Annotated in this window: 21 protein-coding genes and 1 tRNA gene; 9 read left to right on the top strand and 13 right to left on the bottom strand. The window is 38.9% G+C overall.

What is annotated here, in order from left to right:
• Window positions 1–7: 7 nt before the first annotated feature.
• Entirely contained in the window at window positions 8–1,030 is a 1,023-nt protein-coding gene (locus ACY650_RS07970; RefSeq protein WP_462253504.1) for an SPASM domain-containing protein, read from the bottom strand.
• A 25-nt stretch (window positions 1,031–1,055) separates the two neighbouring features.
• Here ACY650_RS07970 and ACY650_RS07965 point away from each other — a divergent pair, with 25 nt between their 5' ends.
• On the top strand, window positions 1,056–2,231 hold the full coding sequence (locus tag ACY650_RS07965; protein ID WP_462253502.1) for a lipoprotein N-acyltransferase Lnb domain-containing protein: 1,176 nt from the start codon (window positions 1,056–1,058) through the stop codon (window positions 2,229–2,231).
• 81 nt (window positions 2,232–2,312) lie between these two features.
• The gene (locus ACY650_RS07960) at window positions 2,313–3,467 is read left to right on the top strand and encodes a carboxypeptidase-like regulatory domain-containing protein (RefSeq protein ID WP_462253500.1); all 1,155 of its coding nucleotides are present in this window, start codon (window positions 2,313–2,315) and stop codon (window positions 3,465–3,467) included.
• Here the strand turns inward: ACY650_RS07960 and ACY650_RS07955 are convergent.
• The 5 genes from ACY650_RS07955 to ACY650_RS07935 form a co-directional block, all read right to left on the bottom strand.
• Entirely contained in the window at window positions 3,464–3,745 is a 282-nt protein-coding gene (locus ACY650_RS07955) for a DUF427 domain-containing protein (protein ID WP_462253498.1), read from the bottom strand. The two genes, ACY650_RS07960 and ACY650_RS07955, sit on opposite strands and share 4 nt — an antisense overlap.
• Before the next feature lie 49 nt (window positions 3,746–3,794).
• Complete coding sequence (locus ACY650_RS07950) at window positions 3,795–5,102, bottom strand: sensor histidine kinase (RefSeq protein ID WP_462253496.1); 1,308 nt, start codon at window positions 5,100–5,102, stop codon at window positions 3,795–3,797.
• A 68-nt stretch (window positions 5,103–5,170) separates the two neighbouring features.
• Window positions 5,171–5,992, bottom strand: a complete 822-nt coding sequence (locus ACY650_RS07945; protein WP_462253494.1) for a hypothetical protein — start codon at window positions 5,990–5,992, stop codon at window positions 5,171–5,173.
• An 82-nt stretch (window positions 5,993–6,074) separates the two neighbouring features.
• Window positions 6,075–8,321 (bottom strand): M1 family metallopeptidase, encoded by a 2,247-nt coding sequence (locus ACY650_RS07940; protein ID WP_462253492.1) that lies wholly within the window; start codon window positions 8,319–8,321, stop codon window positions 6,075–6,077.
• Between the two features lie 23 nt (window positions 8,322–8,344).
• Window positions 8,345–8,932 (bottom strand): HupE/UreJ family protein, encoded by a 588-nt coding sequence (locus ACY650_RS07935; RefSeq protein ID WP_462253490.1) that lies wholly within the window; start codon window positions 8,930–8,932, stop codon window positions 8,345–8,347.
• Between the two features lie 104 nt (window positions 8,933–9,036).
• Here ACY650_RS07935 and ACY650_RS07930 point away from each other — a divergent pair, with 104 nt between their 5' ends.
• Window positions 9,037–9,525, top strand: coding sequence for a DUF6702 family protein (locus ACY650_RS07930; protein ID WP_462253488.1), 489 nt, complete (start codon window positions 9,037–9,039; stop codon window positions 9,523–9,525).
• A gap of 18 nt (window positions 9,526–9,543) precedes the next feature.
• On the opposite strand, the gene ACY650_RS07925 is transcribed toward ACY650_RS07930, so the two are convergent.
• The 5 genes from ACY650_RS07925 to ACY650_RS07905 all read right to left on the bottom strand — a co-directional run bounded on the left by ACY650_RS07925 (window position 9,544) and on the right by ACY650_RS07905 (window position 13,385).
• Window positions 9,544–9,954, bottom strand: a complete 411-nt coding sequence (locus tag ACY650_RS07925; RefSeq protein ID WP_462253486.1) for an energy transducer TonB — start codon at window positions 9,952–9,954, stop codon at window positions 9,544–9,546.
• A gap of 67 nt (window positions 9,955–10,021) precedes the next feature.
• Window positions 10,022–11,167: a TonB family protein gene (locus ACY650_RS07920; protein WP_462253484.1), complete on the bottom strand. Its 1,146-nt coding sequence runs from the start codon at window positions 11,165–11,167 to the stop codon at window positions 10,022–10,024.
• 18 nt (window positions 11,168–11,185) lie between these two features.
• Complete coding sequence (gene thpR / locus ACY650_RS07915; RefSeq protein WP_462253482.1) at window positions 11,186–11,713, bottom strand: RNA 2',3'-cyclic phosphodiesterase; 528 nt, start codon at window positions 11,711–11,713, stop codon at window positions 11,186–11,188.
• Window positions 11,710–12,513, bottom strand: a complete 804-nt coding sequence (locus tag ACY650_RS07910) for an alpha/beta hydrolase (protein WP_462253480.1) — start codon at window positions 12,511–12,513, stop codon at window positions 11,710–11,712. The genes thpR and ACY650_RS07910 overlap by 4 nt, the downstream gene beginning before the upstream one ends.
• Window positions 12,514–12,530: 17 nt before the next feature.
• Window positions 12,531–13,385 (bottom strand): alpha/beta hydrolase, encoded by an 855-nt coding sequence (locus ACY650_RS07905; protein ID WP_462253478.1) that lies wholly within the window; start codon window positions 13,383–13,385, stop codon window positions 12,531–12,533.
• 110 nt (window positions 13,386–13,495) lie between these two features.
• Here ACY650_RS07905 and ACY650_RS07900 point away from each other — a divergent pair, with 110 nt between their 5' ends.
• From ACY650_RS07900 to ACY650_RS07880, 5 genes are all read left to right on the top strand, one after another.
• Window positions 13,496–15,946 carry a zinc-dependent metalloprotease gene (locus tag ACY650_RS07900; RefSeq protein WP_462253476.1) on the top strand — a complete coding sequence of 817 codons (2,451 nt, stop codon included), beginning with the start codon at window positions 13,496–13,498 and terminating at the stop codon, window positions 15,944–15,946.
• A 178-nt stretch (window positions 15,947–16,124) separates the two neighbouring features.
• Entirely contained in the window at window positions 16,125–16,952 is an 828-nt protein-coding gene (locus ACY650_RS07895) for a prephenate dehydratase (protein ID WP_462253474.1), read from the top strand.
• On the top strand, window positions 16,945–18,111 hold the full coding sequence (locus ACY650_RS07890) for a pyridoxal phosphate-dependent aminotransferase (RefSeq protein WP_462253472.1): 1,167 nt from the start codon (window positions 16,945–16,947) through the stop codon (window positions 18,109–18,111). Before ACY650_RS07895 ends, ACY650_RS07890 begins: the two co-directional genes overlap by 8 nt.
• Window positions 18,108–19,193 carry a chorismate mutase gene (locus ACY650_RS07885; RefSeq protein WP_462253470.1) on the top strand — a complete coding sequence of 362 codons (1,086 nt, stop codon included), beginning with the start codon at window positions 18,108–18,110 and terminating at the stop codon, window positions 19,191–19,193. The genes ACY650_RS07890 and ACY650_RS07885 overlap by 4 nt, the downstream gene beginning before the upstream one ends.
• Before the next feature lie 38 nt (window positions 19,194–19,231).
• The gene (locus ACY650_RS07880; RefSeq protein WP_462253468.1) at window positions 19,232–20,197 is read left to right on the top strand and encodes a polyprenyl synthetase family protein; all 966 of its coding nucleotides are present in this window, start codon (window positions 19,232–19,234) and stop codon (window positions 20,195–20,197) included.
• Here the strand turns inward: ACY650_RS07880 and ACY650_RS07875 are convergent.
• Entirely contained in the window at window positions 20,156–20,485 is a 330-nt protein-coding gene (locus tag ACY650_RS07875) for an ankyrin repeat domain-containing protein (protein ID WP_462253466.1), read from the bottom strand. The two genes, ACY650_RS07880 and ACY650_RS07875, sit on opposite strands and share 42 nt — an antisense overlap.
• Before the next feature lie 61 nt (window positions 20,486–20,546).
• Between ACY650_RS07875 and yaaA the strand changes: the two genes are divergently transcribed.
• On the top strand, window positions 20,547–21,320 hold the full coding sequence (yaaA, locus tag ACY650_RS07870) for a peroxide stress protein YaaA (RefSeq protein ID WP_462253464.1): 774 nt from the start codon (window positions 20,547–20,549) through the stop codon (window positions 21,318–21,320).
• Here yaaA and ACY650_RS07865 read toward each other — a convergent pair.
• A tRNA-Pro gene (locus ACY650_RS07865) sits at window positions 21,321–21,395 on the bottom strand.
• Window positions 21,396–21,413: the final 18 nt, after the last annotated feature.

The raw sequence follows: 21,413 nt of genomic DNA, 5'->3' as shown, positions 1-21,413 counted from the left end.
AAGTACATCAGGCCCAAACGGTCAGCCCTTCTGTGCAGTTTTTGCAAATTTCTATCTCAGATCGTGAAGTAAGGAGTGCTTTTCTAAAACGATTGTACTGGTCAGAATTCCAAATTTCTTCAAAACTGTGTTCAGAAACACTTCCCATACTATGTGATGCGTCTTTATCAAAACAACATGGAATAACCTGACCATCCCATGTGATCACGCATGATTGCCACATTTTCCAACACTTATTTTCTAGTTCATTTTTAATAGAAAAAGTCCCATCGCCATTTGCTCTATATCTGGAGTATTTATCTATAGTTGGGATAAGGTCACTACCATTTTGATAATCATAGATCTGTGCAGTTTTAAACGCGACTTTGTCTACACCATACTCGCTGGCTAGTTGTTTAATTTTTGGTATTTCGTGCTCGTTTGGTTTAACGACTAAGAACTGCCACATTACTTTAGGCCCATTTACATTTAGCTTCTTTCGCCACTTTAATACATTCTTTGTTCCTTCCAACACCTTGGTGAGGTCTCCTTCTTTGCGATACGATTCATAGGTCTCCTGAGAAGCACCATCAATGGAAATGATCAATCGATCCAGACCTGACAATACCGTTTGCTTGGCATTCTCCTCATCTAAAAAGTGTGCATTGGTAGATGTAGTAGTATAAATTTTATGCTTGTTTGCTATGCTCACCATTTCAAGAAACTGCGGATTCAAGTAAGGTTCGCCTTGAAAGTAGAATGTAAGATAGAGTAGGTGGCTGCTGACTTCACTTATGATTTTCTCAAATAGTTGAGTGTCTAATTTTCCAGTAGGTCGAGAAAAAGATCGTAAGCCACTAGGACATTCTGGACATCTTAGATTGCAGGCTGTAGTTGGTTCTATTGCCATGCTTATGGGAAGCCCTGATATTGCAGGTTTTCCGGATTTAATTGAATGCTGATAGCTTCTCCAAATTTTCCATGCATTAGATATCCTTTTTGGGGTTAGCTTTGAAGCGAGCGAGATACTATCGTGAAGATTGATCAACATTAGAAACAAAGTAAACACTTGAATCATGAGATTCGCATTTCTAAGCCTCTTAATTTTAATAACTACGCATTCAAAAGCTCAAATTCAGCTTTCCGATCAAGCTGAGATTGCAGTGATCACAATTGGACCTTATCAAGGAGAGGTATGGTCAGCTTTTGGTCACAGCGGCATCAGAGTCGTAGATCCAAAACTGGGCGTTGATTGGTTTTACAACTATGGATTGTATGATTTCGATCAGGAAAATTTCTTTTTGAATTTTGCTCAAGGATTGCTGAAGTATAAAGTTGGTGTTACCAAGTATGAACACGCCGTTCGATTTTATAAAAAGCAGAATCGGTATGTAAAAGAGCAGTTTTTAAATCTGACCACAGAGGAAAGACAGCAGTTCTTCAATTTTTTACAGAATAATGTAAAACCAGAAAATGCAGAATATCTCTACAACTATGTTTACGATAACTGTGCAACAAAAATTAGAGATGTAATAGATGAATTATATCCAGGGAGAGTTACCTATGATCTCAGTTACAAAGTTGAAGGAAAGACGATTCGTGATCTCATGGAGGACTATCTGGACTATCAGCCTTGGGGTGATTTAGGGATAGATATTGGCTTAGGAACTCAAGTAGATAGAGAGGCGAAAGCGAAGGAATATATGTTTTTGCCGGAGTATATTTATTTGGCTCTGGATAAGGCAGAGATATCAAGAGACAGTGTCACAGTTCCGTTCATTAGTAAATCTGTAACCGTTTTTGTTCCTGAGGAGGAAAACAATGAGAATGGCCTCCTCACTCCATTCAACGCATTTGTTCTTTTATTCTTCATCGTTGGGTTGATTACTCATAGGAATATGAAATATGGTCGGAGAACTAAATGGATTGATGCACTGGTATTTTCTATCGTCGGATTTGCAGGTTGGTGGGTAGTATTCTTATGGTTTGGTACGGAACATCTTTCTCAAGGAAATTTGAACATCCTCTGGGCTATTCCATTTCATTTGCCTTTAGCATTTTTCATCAGCAAAGAACGTTTCAGGAAGTTCTTCCGGATATACTTCAAAATCACAGCTTATTGGTATTGCGGAGTATTATTAATTTGGGCAATGATTCCGCAGCCACTGCACCAATCACTAGTTCCGCTGGTATTGACACTAGTACTTCGAAGTTTTTTCATCAGCTATCATTTGAATAAGAAAGCTGTATAACTATATTTATAGTTATACGTTATTCTTTGCATGATCAGACCATTATTCCTAGCCATAAGTATTTTCCTAGCCTGCTGTACTATGGCTCAGCAAACAATCAAGGGAAAGGCAATAGATAGTGAAACCCAGGAGCCTGTGGCATTTGCAAATGTGTTTTTTTCAGGTACATTGATAGGATCGACTACAGATATTGATGGAAATTTCTCTTTCGAAATCCCAGTTGAAGGGAAATACGAACTCATTATTTCATATATCGGATACAAAGAATTTTCTAAGGAAATATTGACAAATGAAGAAATCCCATTTTTAAATGTTGAATTAGAACCGGAAGTCATTGAATTGAAGGATATTGAAGTAGAAGCAGATACCACTGGCTGGGCAGACAACTATACAACCTTTAAACGACTATTTCTTGGAGAAACACAAAATGCTGTCAAGGTAGATATTACAAATCCGAAAGATATTTTCTTGTTTTATGATCCCATTGAAAATGGCCTTTTTGCACACTCGCGCAAGGAGATTGTCATTGAAAATAAAGCATTAGGATATCGTATTGGTTATGCGATGAAGCAGTTTGGAATGGAATATAAGACAGGACAATTTTATTCTTTCGGCATACCCAGATTTCAAGAAATTGAGCCTAAAGGAAAAGGCCAAGCAAAAAGATGGGAGAAGGCAAGAGCCAAAGCTTACAACGGGTCGTTTGTACATTTCCTAAAATCATACAAAGACAATTCCTTTACTAAAGAAGGCTATAAGGTCCATGAATTATTCAGGATTCCAAATAGAAATCGTCCTCCTGAAGAATTGATACAAGAGAAAATAAGAAGCTTAATGTCTGAGCGAAAAAATCATCGAATAGTAATTGGCGAAACCAAAGATTCAGACAGTTTGAGCTATTGGATGCGCATGAGAAGAATGCCGCTGATTGTTGATAGCATAGGGTTGGAAATCACAGATAATTCCCTTTTGGAAGGAGACGTTTTAAACTACAAAGGGTATTTGAGAATCGTCTATACGAAAGAGCCTGAAGAATCAGGATTTTCCAGGTATCGGATCGGAGGAGGTGTAGACAATAAACAGACGACCATTGCCTACTTTGCCAATCCGATTACTATATATGACAATGGGTACTATGACGTAGCAAATGTCTTTTTTGAAGGGTATATGGGTTGGTCCTCCAAGATTGCAGAAATGCTTCCGCTAGAATATTTGCCACAGAGTAGTAAACCTTAGTTTTCTACTTTTACACCATTCCAAAATGCAACATAGCCTTTAATGTTTTTGGCTAACTCACTTGTCTCAGGATAGTACCAAGCTGCATCTTTATTTTCTTCTCCATTGACATCCAATGAATAGTAGCTTGCAGTACCTTTCCAAGGGCATACTGTATGTGTACTTGTTTCTTTGAAGAACTCTTTTTTAATAGATGAAGGAGGGAAATAATGGTTACCTTCTACTACTACCGTGTCATCGCTTTCGGCGATTATTTCGCCATTCCATATCGCTTTCATAAATATTTCTTTTAGATATAAACTAAAGTTAAAAAACCATGGTTTGGTTTCACTTTAGGTCAGGTAAATAGATGTAGAATGTCGTCCCTTTTCCTTTTTGCGACAATACTTCTACGCTGCCCTCCATGTGATTCAATGCATCCTTTACTAAGTACAGACCAAGGCCAGTGCCTTCAGAAGATTTACTTGCGCGATAAAACATATCAAAAATTCTCGGAAGATGTTTTTCATCAATACCAACACCATTGTCTGAAATTTGAAGGTTGATTCCGTTATCAACATTCTCAATCTTGATACGTATTTCAGGGTTTTTCTTGCTACCACTGTATCTCATCGCATTTCCAAGAATATTGGTCAATACCGTATGCAATCGGGCAGAATCTGTATTTATGTGAAAGGGTTTATCTGTTTCAAAAATAAGCTTAGGTTGTTTGATGTTTGGATCAATCAATACACTAAACTCATTCTGGATTTCTTTTACTAGATCAATTTCAACGATTGCAAGGTCCTCTTTTTGTGCTTTACGCAACTTGATGATATCGCGAATAACATTGTCTGCCTGATTCACTCGTTCATTAATGGCATCTAAATACTCCTCGGTTTTATCTTCGTTTTCCTTTAATCTAATTGCAGATACTATTCCAGAGATAGTAGTCAATGGAGAGCGAAGGTCGTGTGAAGATCTATATAGGAATGTGTCCAGCTCAGAATTAGCCTTTTTTAGATTATGCTGCTCTATTTCCAATACACTGATAATCATTCCTAGACCCATAAGAGCCTGAAGAAATATATAAACGGCCCCCATGTAATATGGAAATTCACCGTCATAGAAAAAGAATGATATCGGTGAAAGGGAAACAAAGAAATAGTTTATCTGAAGTAATCCATATGCCACGAACGAGATTAAAATAAACCTAATTCCTATGCCTGTTTTGGAGATATTCCAGAGCATGCGCGCACAAATCAAAAAGAGACCACCAGCTAATAGGGAGCGGATACCAACTCGATAGAAAATTCGAAAATCACCAGCATCAGGATCATTATAATTGAAGGAAACAAGAAGAATAGATATCGGGATTATTAGCCCGGCAACTACCTTTAGATTTCTTTTATTGATTTTCTTGGTCCTGGAAATTTCGCGTGTTCCCGCATAAAGCCAGAGTACCTGGAAAAAGCTAGCCAACACCGTAATAAAAGAAACAAATAGCCTTATTGGATGATCAAGCGGTAGTAGAAATGCATTGGCTAATGCTATACATGAGCCAATCATATTGACACATAATGCCAACCAGCTCCATGACCAATAATCAAAAAAATTGTTTTGATACTGCCGAAAAAATTTCCGCAGTATCATCATTATAACCAAGGCTAGGAAGCCTTGGGTTGAGTATTGAACAAAAACAACCTTTAATGCTTCTGGAAACATTATTGGTTGCTCAGCATAAAATCAGTGAAAGTACCTTCAGGGACTTCGTCTAATACTTGAATATCCGTCAATTCATATTTACCTCTATTACCGGCTAGTAGGATTTCACCATACTTTTTATAATCAGCCCATGGAGTAATAAATTGAGGATCAAGTGTTGAGGAATCCGGGAAATATGCCCACTGAGTGACCAGTTTACTGTCGGTATCTACCCATACTTCGTACACATTTTGTGGTGTTAATCCAGTGTCTTTGAATGATAGTAGTACTACGTCAGCACTCGCGCCAGTCATCGTGGTGTCTTCTCTCAAATACTTCAGAGTAACTCCGGAGTCTTTCAGTTTATAAGGCATTACCAGCCAGTATGAGTCATTAACCCAAAGGCCATATCCTCTATCTAGGTAGTAATCAAGTGAGTCAGTTAATTGCGTTCCAGCTTTCATTACTTTCCCCTCTTTGGTATTGATATTCATCAAAATAGTCGTTTCGATTTCTGGTACTTCGATACGAATATCACCCGTCCATTTATCCCATGTATGAGTTCTTCTACCAAAGAAATTCCAACTTAAATACCGTGTATTGTCCCATGCGGCGCGTCCACCCATTGCCTGCATGGCTTTGTCAGCCAAAAGTGTCGCAAGTAGATCGGAACCTTCTTGATCAAAGCCCTCAGCAGGGGGATTATTATATTCAACGTATTCACCGCCTTCTTCAGCAGATTCGCTTGTATCTTCTGTTGTAGATGATCCTGTAGAACATGATGATAAAAGCCAGAGAAGTGCAAAAGCACTGAGTAGATTTCTTTTAGTGGTTGTTTTCATAACAATAAATATAGATACAAAAAAAAGGAGACCATAGTGGTCTCCCTTTAGTTTAGGTTGGTTGTGTTTGTTTTTAGATGTGTTAGTCTTTTCCTTCTTTAAACTGCTCAAATCTGTCTCCTTCATCTGATCGAGGGAAAACGTTATTGTCAGTATATGCATCTGCAGTCATCTCATTAGGATCAATAACAATTTTAGCTACTTCTTTGTCTTTCATGAAAACTTTCGTCACTTCTTTTTCATTGATCTTCCAGATTTCTGCTGGAATTTTCTGTAACTCCACAGATCCATCTACATAGGTCCATTGAATTATGATAGGAGAAACAAGACCACCTTGATTCTTCAGGGTCAGTTCATAAAAGTTTTTACCTGCAGCAGATTGCTTGATTTTATCTTGATCCATAGACTGACGATACTCACCAAATCCGCCAGTCCATTCTTGGAATACGAATGGTTGTGGATCGCTTCCAAAGTCTTTCTTGCCATCATCTTTACCATCAATTCCTTGTCCAGCACCTTTGATATTTCTTGTCTCTAATCCGTTCTCTTCAGTCTGCATCTGGAACCATCTCACATTGTCAAGTGAGACATCTACATAGTCAGTTCCATAGAACCATCCTCTCCAAAACCAGTCTAAGTCTACAGCCGAGGCGTCTTCCATGGTACGGAAAAGGTCTGCAGGAGTAGGGTGTTTGAATGCCCATCTTTCAGCATATGTTTTGAAAGCTTTGTCAAATAGCTCAGGTCCCATTACGGTAGTTCTAAGCAAGTTCAAAGCCGTAGCAGGTTTTGCATAAGCATTGCTACCAAACTGTCTAATCTGCTCAGAGTTTGTCATTATTGGTCTTACCAAACCTCTTTCTCCACTCATATAAGGGACAATGTTAGCTGCTGGACCTCTTCTAGATGGATAATCATAGTCTAGGTAATTTGTTGCAAACTCTTGCTCGGTTAAATATTGAACAAATGTGTTCAAGCCTTCATCCATCCATGTCCACTGACGTTCGTCAGAGTTGATGATCATAGGGAAGAAGTTGTGACCTACCTCATGGATGATTACTGAGATCATTCCATGCTTTAGTCTGTCTGAGTAAGTACCGTCTTCTTTAGGTCGTCCATAGTTGTAACAAATCATAGGGTACTCCATACCAATAGATGCTGTATGCACAGAGATAGCTACTGGGTATGTATACTCAATGGTATGCTTAGAATAAGTCTCTAAAGTTTGCTTTACAGCAAGGGTAGAAAACTCTTCCCATAGTGGATTTCCTTCTTTAGGATAGTAAGACATCGCTAATGGCTCATTGCCTTCACTCAACTTCACAGCCATTGCATCCCAGATGAATTTTCTTGAAGCACAGAAACCGTAATCTCTTACATTTTCAGCTTTGAACTTCCAGGTCTTGGTATCAGTAGCTCGTGATTTTTCATTTTTCTTAGCTTCTTTCTCTGTTACTATTATGACAGGTTTCTCATAGCTTTTCTTGGCTTGCTCAAATCTTTCTAATTGCTTTTCTGAAAGCACATCTTTAGGATTTTGAAGCATTCCTGTAGCTCCAACAACGAAATCTGAAGGAACGGTTAGGTCAACTTCGTAATCACCGAATGTTAAGGCAAACTCACCCCTACCTAGAAACTGCTTGTTTTGCCAGCCTTCATTGTCGATGTAAACGGCCATTCTAGGGAAAAACTGTGCGATAGTGTATAAGTAATTATCTTCTTTCTCGAAGTATTCCAGGCCTGAGCGACCTCCGTCAGTCATTCTGTTGTTGATATTATACATCCAGTCGATGCTGAAAGACATATTTTGACCAGACTTTAACGGTTGATCTAGGTCTATTCTCATCATTGTTTTATTGATGATATAAGACATATCCTTACCACTGCTTTTCACTGATTTAATCTTAAATCCACCATCATAATCATTGTCTCCAGTTAATCTGAATACTGCGAAAGCACTTAGCGTATCTCTCATACTGTTTCTTCCAATGAGTGGAGAATCAGAATCTCTTGATCTCATATTTTGATCTAGTTGTACCCATAGATACTCAAGATCGTCAGGAGAATTGTTGTAGTAAGTGATGTCCTCACTACCAGTAATTGTTTGATTCTTATCATCCAAAACAATCTTCATTTTATAATCGGCCTTTTGTTGCCAATACTGATGTCCCGGTGCGCCGGAAGCAGTGCGGTACACATTAGGAGTCGGCAGCATGGTACCTAGCTGCTCAAACTTTTGTTCCCATTCTGTGTCCTTTTGTTTTCGATCTTGACCCATTGCAACAGATCCAATCAAAAACGCCACGATTAATAGGGTGCTCTTCTTCATAATTGCGTTTAGTTAATAATATTTTAGTTTAAGTAATTTGTATCTAACATGAGCATAAGTGCAATTCCTCCCACTGCAGATGAAATGATCATTTTCCAATCTCTTCTCCCAACGCCACCAATGCCTACGAAAATGAAGCTAATCACCATAAATAATGCAACGATTATTATTTGACCTACCTCTAATCCTACATTAAAGGCAAATAATGGAAGAATAATTGACTCTTCATTACCAAGTAATGCTCGCAGGTAATTGGAGAATCCAAGACCATGGATCAAACCAAAAAATCCAGCATATAAGTAGTTTCTCCATATTTTACCCTCAGCGATTCTATCATCGTTGGTAAAAAGGTTTGAAATTGCTGTAACGAGGATTGTAACTGGAATTAAAAATTCTATAAGGTCAGCATTGATATTTACCACACGCATGGTTGAAAGAGCCAATGTGATCGAATGACCTACAGTAAATGCTGTAACTAGAATTAGAATTTTTTTCCAGTCTGTTCTTTGGAAAAGGGCACAAAGCACAATTACAAATAGAATATGATCATACCCGTTTATGTCAAGTATATGATCAAAGCCAAGTCCGTAATACAGTTTAAACTCACTCATGGGGTAGCGAATATAAGCTAAGCTTTTGATCCATTTATTTCAGAAATGGAATGATTTGATGAACGGTATTGATGGTGGGCACGCCATTTGCGTAGATTTGAGGTATGATTACAGCAGTACTTATTTTTTTCAAGGTATTCATACATCCATTTCATGTAAGTGTGACCGATATAAAGTTCAAAGAAGATAAAAAGGCCATCCAGATTAGCACTCGAATTTTCCTGGACGATTTGGAACTTGCACTTCAAGAATACAGTGGCAACGATAAGTTGGATATAACCAAGGAAGAAAATTGGGAAGAGGTGAAAACCAACCTTAAACCTTACGTTTTAGAAAAACTAAAAATATGGGATGCTAAGGATCGCGAGTATGATCTTAACTGGGTAGGTGCAGAGATGGAAGATGATGTAATGTGGTGTTACATTGAAATTGAAAAAGTGAAAAAATTAGGTCGGGTAAAAGTCTGGAACAGTATTCTGCATGAGGTCTGGGGAGATCAGGAAAATCTAATTCATTTTCGAGCTTTCGAAGACGTTAAAAGCGCAAGACTTTATAAAGGGGAAGATACCGAAGTATTTGAATGGGGTAAATAAATTTTAACACCTTTCCTCTTATTTAGACACAGATGGTGGAAATAGAAAGTTCATAGCAGTTTTTTGTCTGACAACCTTCCCATCAATCTTAGCTGGATCCCAATTGGGTAGACTCTCTACTATTCTAACTGCTTCTTCATCACACCCAAAGCCAATACTTTTTGCAACTTGGATGTTGGAAAAACTACCGTCTTTCTCAACAACGAATGTGACAAATACACGTCCTTTTATCCCATTTTTTGCTGCTTCTTCAGGATATTTTAGATCCTTTAATATTCGATCCCACATTTTCACAATCCCTTCTGGATGTTTTGCTGGTTCATCTACCCTTGTATGGATCTTATCAATATCGATCGAATTATAAGCCAATTCTTGACCGTATAAATGAGATGTAGTTATTAATAGTAGCAATATCAATGTCTTTTTCATTCTATCAATTTAATGATTATTTACTTCAACATTTTCTTGCATCGAGCTACTAAAACTGGCTTGGTTATTAATTGAGCTTCACTGGAAACCGGTGCTTCACCCGTTGTCCTACCTTCTCACCATTATGAAATCCCGGAGTCCATTTCGGCATTGTAGTGAACAATCTTACTACTTCTTCTCCGCATCCATAGCCATTGTCTCTGACTAGCTTAATATTGGTAATCTTACCAGTTTTCTCTACAATAAATTCTATATCAACCAGGCATTCAACTCCTTTTAATCGAGCAGACCTCGGATACCTTAGATTATTCTTGATAAACTCCCAGTAGTTTTCTGGTTCTGAAGCAGGAATATCAACAGAATCGTATACTGTACCCACATATGAAATTACTTCCAAAATCATTTTTTGCTTTGTTGCTTTGCCAAGCCTGTAGGCCGGCTTCCATGCCTGCATATTCATAAGTGCTCTGACGATTGCTGTATCATTAGGATTTGAATCTTTTCCTAGCCAGAAATTGGTGATTTCTCCACTTTCAAGTACATCAAATCCAATAGAAATTTCAGTATCCGTATAGTGATAGGATTGATCACTTAAAATGGCTTCCCAATATGACATGAAGAATTGATTGAAGCTTTTTTCAGGTTTGGCAAAATATAATGTGGTATCAATTTCAATATTGAATGAATAATTACTGGTATCAAATTGAAGTACACCTATTGTGTTGGGTCTTTCAAAATGTTCAGGTGCTGCATAGTAGCCTAGCGTATCGTTTTTAAAGGCAGTTCCTGCATATCCCACAGGTTTAGAATTAGCAAGTTGAAATACAATGTTTTTAACTTGAATTTGTCTCACAACTCCACCGTTTTGCTTAGCAGGTATCCACTTAGGCATTAGGTTAATAACTCTTAGTGCTTCCTCGTCGCATCCAGCGCCGACACCTCTTACAACTTTTGCATTCGTAATGGATCCATCTTTCTCAATAATAAATTGTACAAATACACGCCCTTGTAAGCCCATCCGCTGAGCTTCCTTTGGGTATTTTAGGTGCTTAGCCAAGAATTGGTACATTGCCTCTGTACCTCCAGGGAATGTTGCCGGCTCATCTACTTTGGTAAATACCGGATCTTCATTTTCCAATACAAGTGTATCGGTCTGAGCATGCATACTTAAAGAAAGGACCAATCCTATCAATAAGGCTATTGACTTTTTCATGCCACAATCATAAAAAAATCATACCACTTTCCATTGCTTACCATCGTGCTTAAGTAAAGTGATTTCTGAAGTCATGAATTCATAGAAGACTTTTCGATTTTCAAATTCACTTTTGGCTTCATAAAACCTTGCTTTCTTTAAATCGCGGAAACCAACAGTGACATGCGGGTGAAATGGGCGGTCTTTATAATTTCCATTGTCCAGCTTCAATTCTTTTCTACATGCAGTTATGACAGTCTTTTGAAGGTTGTCTAACTCTTCTGTGCCAATCACATTTACAAAAACTACTCGAGGCTCAAAAAAGTCGAAATCATTTAGTTCAATTTTGAATGGAACAAGACGATCATTTAGCGATCTGATCACCTCTTGCAACTGTTCAAATTTTTTATCCTTCCATTTAAAAGGCATGTGCAACGTGATATGTGGAGGAGAATTTAGTGCATGCCTACTGTCAAATTTTTGAGCAATTTCTTTTTTAAAGGAAGATATCTCATCTTGAATTTCTTGAGGAGGTAAGATCGCAATGAAATATAGAGATTCGCTCATTTTGCAAGTACTTGCTTCATTGATTCCCAGTATGCTGGAAAATTGGAAAGATCGTTATGATGTCCCCCTTCAATCGTATAGAATTCTGACGGCTTATTTTCTAAACTTTCTAACAACTTTTTTCCAGAAGAATAATCGACTACTTCGTCATCAGTACCGTGGAAAATATATATAGGAGATGATGCTGTAGAAAGTGACTGCTCATTATCGAAATCATACCGCAATAATAGGTTGGTTGGATAAATTGGAATGATGTCCCTGGCGACGTCTTTAAGGCTGTGGAATGGTGTCTCTAAAATCAATTTTGATGGGTTGTTTTTGCCCGCCAGGTAGCATGCAAAGGATGATCCAATTGATCGACCGAATAGTACGATACTGTCTTCATCAGCAATCTGAGTTGCGTATTTGTAGATCGAATCAGCATCTTTTAGCATAGCTTTTTGACTTTTTTTTCCACTGCTCTTTCCATATCCGCGATAGTCGACGATGAATACTTCATACCCAAGCTCGACAAACGGGTAGACGATTTCTCCCCAACGCGCAAGATTCCCGGCATTTCCATGAAAATAGAGGATCAGACCTTTTGAGTCTTTTTGGGTAAAATGTAACCCGTTTATCTCCGCACCATCATCCATAGTGATAAAGTGTTCATCAAAATCGGCTTTGAAAGAATACTTGTAATCCATTGGGAGATCCTCAGGTAAAAAGATAAGGCGCTCCTGAAGCGCATAAATTATGACTCCAAAAGTCAGGTATAGACCAAGCAGAATTATGAGTAATAATTTTAGCGTGTTCAGCATCTGTCCCTATAATTTTTTCAATGCTTTCTTTTAAAAGAAAGACTTGTTTCCTCTGGATTTATGGGTTTTAGCTCCTCAGAATCTATAATTTCTTCGAGCATCCGGTGGTATTCTTCATGTGTATATAAATCGTTATGACCACCCCCAATAACAGAGTAAAGTCGTGTCACTTTGGGATTAATATTAGATAAGGCAAGGCTGGATTTATAGGGGATCAACTTGTCTTTGGTGCCATGTATAATTTTTATTGGACATGTTACATATTTGATCCATTTGTAAGTTCTTAATGGATATTTCAAGATTAAGGATGCCGGCATAAATGGAATATAGCGCTTGGCCATTTTTGTCATGCTGTAGTAGGGGGATTCTAAAATGAGCATCCTCGGGTTGTTATTGCTCGCAAGTTTTGCTGCGAATCCAGAACCCATAGAGCGACCGTAAATAGTAATATATTTTTCATCGACACGGCTCTTTAATATATCGTATACACGCTGCATATCATTTTTAATGATTTCCTCAGACCTCCTGAGCCCCTTACTCTTACCAAAACCTCTATAGTCAACCATGGCCACATCAAAACCCAATCTTGTGAAGTCGACAGCAAATTTTCCCCAACCTTTTATCGAACGAGAGTTTCCTTTTAAGTAGAGTACAATACCTTTTGGTTTTGGGATACTAAAATGAACTCCATTGATCCTGACATCATCTCCTATATAAAGATTGTGTTCCTCACTTTTTTGATTTGGGTATTTAAATTCGAAATCAGCAGGTAGTTTTTCAGGCTTAAATAGAAACCTCTCTTGTAAGAAATACGCCGCCACATTGGTAATAATGTAGATTGATAGAATCACTATGATGATAGTCGTTACCAATGATTTAAATTAAGGTCTGTTTTTTTGGAGGTTTTCCCATTAAATATAATGAATCAAAAGATCCATATTAGAATGAGGACTTCTGAGAAGGAATAAAAAATATCATACCTATGAAAAACTGGAAGATTGTATTACTCATGTTGATTTTGGCAAGTTGCCAAACTACTAATACTTCAACATCAACTTCGACGACTTCTAATACTGATGACTTGGGAGCTTTTACATCAAGCATGAACAAGCAAGAAGGATATTTCAACTTTTATTATGACGAGGAGGTTGGTCGCATGTTTCTGGAGGTCGATAAAATAGGTGAAGAATTTTTATACGTGAATTCCTTGGCAGCGGGGATTGGCTCTAACGACATTGGATTAGATAGGGGCCAGCTGGGAGGTGAACGCGTTGTTAAATTTGAAAAGCATGGCAATAAGCTTTTACTTATTCAGCCAAACTATGATTACCGCGCCATCAGCGACAATCAAGATGAGGTTAAATCAGTAGCCGAAGCATTTGCAAGCTCAGTTATAGGCGGGTTTGAAATTAAAACCAAGAATAGCTCATCCTATCTCATTGACATTACTGACTTTCTGCTTAGAGACTCACATGGGGTAAGCGGTCGATTGAGAGGATCCAACCAAGGAAATTTTTCTGTAGATAAATCTAGATCAGCCATATACATGGATGGTACTTTTAATTTTCCCAAAAACACTGAATTTGAATCGATCCTGACTTTTAGCGGAAATGCTACGGGATGGTGGCTCAGGTCTGTTACGCCTACTCCAGATGCCGTAACCGTACGAACACACCACAGTTTCATTGAACTTCCGGATGATGATTATACTCCACGACTACTCGATCCACGTTCAGGATATTTTAACATTTCCTATCAAGACTATGCCACTCCAATTGAAGATCAGCTCGTAAAGAGATTCATAGTTCGTCACAGATTGAAAAAGAAGGATCCTAATGCGGCAGTAAGTGAGGCTGTTGAACCGATCATATATTATGTCGATAGAGGTGCACCGGAGCCGGTTCGATCAGCATTGATTGAAGGAGCAAGCTGGTGGAATCAGGCATTTGAAGCTGCAGGATATAAAGATGCCTTTCAAGTGAAAGTGATGCCGGAGGGGGCGCACCCACTAGATGTGAGATACAATGTTATTCAATGGGTGCATAGATCTACACGAGGGTGGAGCTATGGAAGTGGTATTACGGATCCAAGAACAGGCGAAATGATTAAGGGTCATGTAAGCCTTGGATCACTTCGTGTGAGGCAGGATTTTCTTATTGCCACCGGCTTATTGCAACCATATGAAAATGGCGATGAGCGTCCGAATGCAATGACTGAAATGGCGCTGGCAAGATTAAGACAACTTTCTGCCCATGAGGTTGGCCACACACTTGGATTAGCACACAATTTTGCTGCCAGCGTCAATGATAGAGCTTCCGTCATGGATTATCCACATCCATACGTGAAGATGGATGATCAAGGAAATATTGACTTAAGCGAAGCTTATGATGATAAAATAGGAGCTTGGGATAAGGTGACAATTACTTATGGATATAGCGATTTTCCAGAAGGAGAAAATTCGGAAAAGCTTGCCAAAATTTTAGATGACGCTTTTAGTAGTGGTTTACGATATATTACTGATCAAGACGCACGACCATCCAGTGGATTGCACCCTAAAGCACACTTGTGGGACAATGGGATCAGTGCTGCGGATGAACTGAATAGAATGATGATGATTCGCAGGAAAATCCTCAACGATTTCTCTGAAAAAGCGATAAGAACTAACATGCCTATGAGTTCAATAGAGGAAGTTTTAGTTCCAATGTATCTTTTTCATAGATATCAAGTTGACGGTGCTTCTAAGCTGATTGCAGGCTTAGACTACAGCTATGCACTAAGAGGAGGAACTGCAGTAGTCACAAAGATGCTTACTTCAGAAGAACAACTTGGTGCATTGGATGCGCTTCTAAATGCCACTAAGGTTGAGAATTTAAAACTCCCAGAAAGTCTTTTGGGAAGCATTCCTCCAAGGGCATACTCATATCCAAGGTCTAGGGAGACTTTTCAGTCAAAGACAGGGCCTGCCTTTGACTACTTAGCAGCAGTAGAAACTGCTTCAAGTGTTCCATTTAGCTTCATATTCAATGCCGATCGCTTCAATCGTTTGCTGACATTTAAAGCCAGAAACAACGATCAACCTGGCGTGGATCAAGTATTGGATCGAACAATTGCGAGTGTTTGGAAGTCGCCTTCATCGAATTCACTTGACAGAACGCTACAGAAAGTTGTAGAAATGGAAATGTTGAGTCATTTGATGGGTCTAGCAGCGAATGAGCGTGCATACGATGAAGTTAGAGCAAAGGCAATTGCCAAAATCAAAGAAATCCAATCTTATGCTAGTGGTCGTAAGAGCAGGAAAACAAATGATGATGGGTCATACTACAGCTTTGTAATTGCTGAGATTGATTCATTTTTAAAGGCACCTAGCAAGTTCAAAAAGCCAAATACAATTAAAGCTCCAGACGGTTCACCGATTGGTAGTTGTGATTTTTAATCAGAAATATTTTTTGTTTTTAAAAAATTATCGCTTTCATTTGGCTCAACAATGATGACGACCCAAACATATTTTAGCTATTTCTTTTTTTATCTGATGGATAAATCGGGGTGGCTATAGTATGTATTAAAGAATAAATAATAAGAAGCCTCCCCATCGGGAGGCTTTTTTTTTGCTTATGAAAAAAGTAGCAATTCAAGGATTAAAAGGAAGCTTTCACCATGAAGCATCACTTCATTTTTTTAATGAAGAAATTGAGCTATTCGAGTGCGAAACTTTTTCAGATGTTGCAGACGCTGTTGTATCAAAACGAGCCGACGTGGCACTGATGGCAATTGAAAATTCATTGGCAGGCTGCATCATTCCTAACTATGCACTGCTGAGATCAAATCCTGTTGAGGTTTGTGGTGAAGTAGGGCTACGTGTAAAAATGAATCTTCTGGCGCTTTCAGGAACAGATGTTGCCGACATTGAAGAGGCGCATTCTCATCAGATGGCGATTAGACAATGCGGAGGGTTTTTTCAAAATCACCCCCATGTAAAAATCGTAGAGGCATTTGACACAGCTGGAAGTGCTAAGTATATCCAAGACAATCAGCTTCAAAATATTGGGGCAATTGCTAGTCAGCAAGCAGCAAAAGAATATGGCCTGGAAATTGTCGAATCAGGTATAGAAGATAATCTGCTCAACTATACCCGATTTTTGGTCCTTCGAAACAAAGGCGGAGAACAAATTAAAGATCCCAACAAGGTCTCAGTCTATTTCCAAACAAAGAATGACCCAGGATCATTGGCCAATACACTTACAATCATAAGTGGCTTGGGAATCAATTTGGGTAAGCTACAGTCTCACCCAGTGCCGAGTAAAAATTCTTTGTATGGGTTTTATGCCACGCTGGAAATTGAGGAAGCCTCTCAATTAGCTGACCTGCAACAAGTAATGAAGCGAATGACTATACAGTTTGAAATTTTAGGAACTTATAAAAAGGGAGAAACACATGGTTGATACACTTAAATCAAAACGTCTATCTGGAATCGGCGAATATTATTTTTCAAGAAAATTGAGAGATATAGAAGTCCTTAATTCACAAGGCGAAAATGTGCTCAATTTAGGAATAGGAAGCCCAGATTTACCACCTCCGCATACAGTGAGAGAGACGCTGGTAAAAGGGTTTGATGAATCGAATTATCATCAATATCAGAGCTATAAAGGAATCCCGGATTTACGCAGCGCATTTGCAAAATGGTACTCAAGCTATTTTGATGTATCGTTGGATCCAGATCACGAAGTACTCCCACTCATAGGTTCGAAAGAAGGGATTATCCACATCAGTATGTCTTTGCTTGATGAGGGGGATCAAGCTTTGATTCCTAACCCAGGGTACCCTGCCTATTCTTCGGCTACAACTTTGGCAGGGGGAGAAGCAATTCATTATTCACTAAATGAAGCGAATAATTACCATCCGGATTTTAAAGAATTAGAAGCTATGGATCTGTCTAAAGTGAAGTTAATGTGGGTTAATTATCCACATATGCCAACAGGAAGTGATGGTACTGATGAGCTTTTTGAGCGGCTGATAGCTTTTTCTCGAAAACATCAGATAGTCGTAATCAATGATAATCCATATGGGTTTATTCTGACGGAGAAGCAAAGAAGCTTGCTTCAGCAAAGAGATAATAATGATCTGATTTTAGAATTGAATAGCCTTTCCAAATCTCACAATATGGCAGGCTGGAGAGTTGGTGTTTTGGCAGGCAATGCTGACTTAATACAAGTAGTATTAAGTTTTAAGAGTAATGTGGATTCCGGTCAATTTAAGCCAGTTATGCGATCCGCAATTGCAGCCTTGGAAGTGGGAAATGAATGGTACGGAGAATTAAATGATGAGTACAGAATAAGAAAAAAACTAGCTAAAGAAGTAGTTGATTTAATTGGCTGCTCATCTCGTAGCGAAGAGGTAGGAATGTTTATTTGGGCTAAGATCCCCGAGACCTTCTCCGATGGCGAGACTTACGCTGACTATCTATTAGAAAAATACAGGATCTTTATACCACCGGGAAGTGTTTTTGGCAGTGAAGGGAAATCATTTGTAAGACTTTCATTGTGCAGCTCTCAAGAAATGTGGCAAGAGGTAATCAAACGAATTAAGAAAAAGCAGGCATGAAAACGAATCCAATCCAATTATTTACACAAAACAAACCGGTAGTAATCTCCGGACCCTGTAGCGCTGAGTCAGAAGAGCAGGTGCTTGCAACTTGCAAGCAAGTAGCAGAATATGATAAAGTCAATGTGCTTCGAGCTGGAATCTGGAAGCCACGAACACGACCCAATAGCTTTGAAGGAATGGGAGCAGAAGCTCTGCCATGGCTAGTAAGAGCACGGAAGGAAACAGGATTACCCATTGCTGTGGAGGTTGCCAATTTCAATCACGTATTTGAGTCCCTAAAGCACGATGTTGATATCTTATGGATAGGTGCTCGAACCACGGTAAATCCATTTTCTGTGCAAGAAATTGCAGATGCATTAAAGGGTACAGATGCTACAGTTTTAGTAAAAAATCCCATTAACGCAGATGTTGAATTATGGACCGGAGCACTCGAACGTCTGAATCAAGCCGGGATTTCTAAATTAGGAATGATCCACAGAGGATTTGCCCAACACGGAAAAAGCATATATCGCAACGAGCCTAAATGGCAACTTCCTGTGGAGATGAAACGCAGATTCCCTGATCTCCCACTGGTTTGTGATCCTAGTCATATCAGTGGAAATAGGGACCTACTTCTTTCAGTTTCTCAGCAAGCTCTTGATATGGACTTTGATGGTTTGATGATTGAATCTCATATAGATCCAGACAATGCGCTGAGCGATAAAGCGCAGCAAGTTACACCTGATGCATTAGGTGATCTGTTAGATAGTTTGGTTATCAGAAGACCGAACATCCCTGATGAAGAACTATCGAATAAACTTTCCAGGCTGAGGAGTCAAATTGATCTTATTGATGATGATCTTTTAAAACTACTTGGAGACCGTATGAAAGTAGCTGAGGAGATTGGCTTAGTAAAAAAAGAAAAAGGAGTTACCATCCTACAAACAAACAGATGGGAAGAAATTATTGAAAAAGCTTCGGCGAACGGAGCATTGCAAGGTCTTTCGAAGAAATTTATGATTCGTTATCTAAACGCCATACACCAGGAGTCAATAGATCATCAAAATGATGTGATGAATAAGTCGGAGTTAGAAGAATAAAACATCTGATTGGATTAGGGGTTTTATCTTGCAACCGAATGAAAGAGAAACTCCAAAAGCTAGAAGAAGCCCTTGCTAATTTGCCACTTGGCAATCAGCCTGAGAACTTGTATGATCCAATCAGATACCTTTTATCGTTGGGAGGAAAGCGATTACGACCGATGCTCGTATTGCTTGGTTATGGGTTAAAAAAAGATGATTACGAATCCATTATCTCACCAGCACTTGCGGTAGAGGTTTTTCACAACTTTACACTGATGCATGATGATATCATGGATGAGGCTCCGCTACGAAGAGGTCAGCCTACCGTTCATGAAAAATGGAACCAAACTGTGGCCATTCTAAGTGGCGATACGATGATGGTGAAAGCCTATGATCAATTGCTGGAAGGCCCCCATGATTCATTATCGGAAGCTGTTAGGAAATTCAATAAGTGTGCAGTAGAAGTTTGCGAAGGACAACAACTGGACATGAATTATGAGGAGTATGAAACGGTTACTGAAGGTCAGTATATCGAGATGATCAGGCTCAAAACGGCTGTTCTGTTGGGCTTTAGTTTAGAGTATGGAGGATTGCTTGCAGGCATGGATGTAGAACAACTGACTCAACTCAACACTATCGGTGAAAAGGCGGGAATAGGTTTTCAATTAATGGATGATCTTTTGGATGTCTATGGGGACCAGGCAAAATTCGGAAAGCAGGTTGGTGGCGATATAGTATCAAACAAGAAGACCTATTTGTTAATAAAGGCTTTAGAATTAGCGAATGATTCTCAAAAAGCGGAAATGGATAAATGGATTGCTGCTAGCGACTTTGATATAAGCGAAAAAGTGAATGCTATAAAAAATATTTATGGAGAGCTTGGCATCTTTGAACTGACACAGCAGAAGATGAATGAGTACTACGATGAAGCTTTTGCGCTACTTGAGAAGATGGAGATAAGGGAAGAAGGCAAGCTGGCGCTAGTTGAGTTTTTTGAAAAACTTATGAAGCGAGAAAGGTGATTTCTTCTTTTTAGTAAAAAGCTGCATTAACTCTTTATTCTTATTCTGTTTGGCAATTTTTAAAGCAGATTCTCCAATTAGAGAATCCAAAAGTGGATCAGCCCCATGATTTAAAAGAAGTTCAGAAATAGACACATTGCCATTTCTGGAAGCTTCTACTAATGGTGTGGTTAAAATCTCAGGATGTAAAAAATTGGGGTCTATGCCTTGCGAAAGATAGTATTGAACTGAAGCTTGATCTTCGTCTATTACCGATTGAACTAAAGCTTTGAATTCACCTGATTGCATAGGTAATCACTTTAAAAATTTTTACTTTGTAACGTGATTTAACTCAACAAAAGAAAGATAAATGATAGCAGTAGTTTCTCCCGCAAAAAATCTTGATTTTAAGACTCCTCATCAGCAAACCCCCACACAACCTCGGCTGATGGAGTGTACACAAGAGCTTATTCATGTTTTGAGAAAAAAATCTGTTGATGAAGTCTCAGACCTGATGAGTATCAGCAGGCAACTTGCTGGTCTCAATGTGCACCGCTACAAGGAATTTGAATTTGAACATACGGATACAAATTCGAAACCAGCAGCTCTGGCATTTAATGGAGATGTTTATCAGGGATTGCAAGCTGAAACTTTTGATGAAAAGAAAATGGAGTTTGCGCAAAAGCACTTCAGAATATTGTCAGGACTTTACGGCTTGCTAAGACCACTAGATTTGATTCAACCTTATCGACTTGAGATGGGGACAAAGCTTGCTTTTGACGATTATAAGACGCTCTATGAGTACTGGGACAAAAAGATTTTAAACCTGCTGCTTGAAGACCTACAAGCTCAGGGGGATGATATCATTCTAAATCTGGCATCCAATGAATACTTTAAGTCGGTGGATAAAAAAGACACACCTGCACGAATCATCGATGTGGAATTCAAAGATTTTAAAAATGGGAAGTATAAGATAGTCTCATTTTATGCTAAAAAAGCCAGAGGGATGATGTCTCGTTTCATGATTGAAAACAATATCACGAATCCTGAGGACCTACGAGCCTTTGATTACGGTGGCTATTATTTTGACGAATCTGCTACGGAAGAAAACAAGCTAGCATTTAAGAGAGACGCCAAAAAATAGTCGGGATGACTGGATTCGAACCAGCGGCCCCCACTACCCTAAAGTGGTGCGCTAACCGGGCTGCGCCACATCCCGAACTCCAACAAATTTAAG

The organism is Ekhidna sp. (assembly GCF_963691765.1).
GTDB lineage: Bacteria > Bacteroidota > Bacteroidia > Cytophagales > Cyclobacteriaceae > Ekhidna.
This window is presented reverse-complemented; position numbering and strand designations above follow the sequence as displayed.

Bases quoted from the DNA above. Each gene is read 5' to 3' on its own strand.
- ACY650_RS07900 (WP_462253476.1), top strand. From the start codon at position 13,496: ATGAAAAACTGGAAGATTGTATTACTCATGTTGATTTTGGCAAGTTGC.
- ACY650_RS07880 (WP_462253468.1), top strand. From the start codon at position 19,232: ATGAAAGAGAAACTCCAAAAGCTAGAAGAAGCCCTTGCTAATTTGCCA.
- yaaA (WP_462253464.1), top strand. From the start codon at position 20,547: ATGATAGCAGTAGTTTCTCCCGCAAAAAATCTTGATTTTAAGACTCCT.
- ACY650_RS07950 (WP_462253496.1), bottom strand. From the start codon at position 5,102: ATGATGATACTGCGGAAATTTTTTCGGCAGTATCAAAACAATTTTTTT.
- ACY650_RS07885 (WP_462253470.1), top strand. From the start codon at position 18,108: ATGAAAACGAATCCAATCCAATTATTTACACAAAACAAACCGGTAGTA.
- ACY650_RS07935 (WP_462253490.1), bottom strand. From the start codon at position 8,932: ATGAGTGAGTTTAAACTGTATTACGGACTTGGCTTTGATCATATACTT.
- ACY650_RS07965 (WP_462253502.1), top strand. From the start codon at position 1,056: ATGAGATTCGCATTTCTAAGCCTCTTAATTTTAATAACTACGCATTCA.
- ACY650_RS07875 (WP_462253466.1), bottom strand. From the start codon at position 20,485: ATGCAATCAGGTGAATTCAAAGCTTTAGTTCAATCGGTAATAGACGAA.
- ACY650_RS07920 (WP_462253484.1), bottom strand. From the start codon at position 11,167: ATGAAAAAGTCAATAGCCTTATTGATAGGATTGGTCCTTTCTTTAAGT.
- ACY650_RS07930 (WP_462253488.1), top strand. From the start codon at position 9,037: ATGATTACAGCAGTACTTATTTTTTTCAAGGTATTCATACATCCATTT.
- ACY650_RS07890 (WP_462253472.1), top strand. From the start codon at position 16,945: ATGGTTGATACACTTAAATCAAAACGTCTATCTGGAATCGGCGAATAT.
- ACY650_RS07945 (WP_462253494.1), bottom strand. From the start codon at position 5,992: ATGAAAACAACCACTAAAAGAAATCTACTCAGTGCTTTTGCACTTCTC.
- thpR (WP_462253482.1), bottom strand. From the start codon at position 11,713: ATGAGCGAATCTCTATATTTCATTGCGATCTTACCTCCTCAAGAAATT.
- ACY650_RS07960 (WP_462253500.1), top strand. From the start codon at position 2,313: ATGGCTCAGCAAACAATCAAGGGAAAGGCAATAGATAGTGAAACCCAG.
- ACY650_RS07895 (WP_462253474.1), top strand. From the start codon at position 16,125: ATGAAAAAAGTAGCAATTCAAGGATTAAAAGGAAGCTTTCACCATGAA.
- ACY650_RS07925 (WP_462253486.1), bottom strand. From the start codon at position 9,954: ATGAAAAAGACATTGATATTGCTACTATTAATAACTACATCTCATTTA.
- ACY650_RS07955 (WP_462253498.1), bottom strand. From the start codon at position 3,745: ATGAAAGCGATATGGAATGGCGAAATAATCGCCGAAAGCGATGACACG.
- ACY650_RS07940 (WP_462253492.1), bottom strand. From the start codon at position 8,321: ATGAAGAAGAGCACCCTATTAATCGTGGCGTTTTTGATTGGATCTGTT.
- ACY650_RS07970 (WP_462253504.1), bottom strand. From the start codon at position 1,030: ATGTTGATCAATCTTCACGATAGTATCTCGCTCGCTTCAAAGCTAACC.
- ACY650_RS07910 (WP_462253480.1), bottom strand. From the start codon at position 12,513: ATGCTGAACACGCTAAAATTATTACTCATAATTCTGCTTGGTCTATAC.